The sequence below is a fragment of the Xenorhabdus bharatensis genome, from assembly GCF_037996705.1.
Taxonomy (GTDB): domain Bacteria; phylum Pseudomonadota; class Gammaproteobacteria; order Enterobacterales; family Enterobacteriaceae; genus Xenorhabdus; species Xenorhabdus bharatensis.
In genome coordinates, this window is record NZ_JBBMXG010000075.1 from 1 (window position 1) to 400 (window position 400).

General features: G+C 30.8%; 1 protein-coding gene. It reads right to left on the reverse strand.

The window, feature by feature from the left end; genetic code table 11:
• On the reverse strand, positions 1-400 hold a 400-nt coding region (locus AAC855_RS21280), incomplete at both ends, for a hypothetical protein (protein ID WP_340612131.1).

The window sequence follows — 400 nt, forward strand, 5'->3', positions numbered from 1 at the left end:
CACCAAAACCAGCGAATGTTTGATTTTGTGTATTAGTGGATAAGATTTTTATTGGTGATTCAATCTTATATTCTTTATTAAAAGAAGGCATAAAATATCCGCCTTCAGATTTGAAAGAGTCATGATACCATAACTTTGGATCGATTGGGTCAACGTTCTCCAGTTTTTGTATTACCCCGATATTGATAGGCTGTTTTTGGCCTGAATCAAAATCTTCTTTTTTTGCAGGTGGTTGTATTAACTGAAACGTATTTTCATCTAGAGGGTTATTTTTACAACTTGCATAATGACCGTTAAAAATACAGACTAGTTTTGCATTGTTAGCATAATTTACATTATATTCTAATATTTTTCTATATATGCTTCCTTTTCTATTTTTGTTTGGCTCAACATTTAAAGT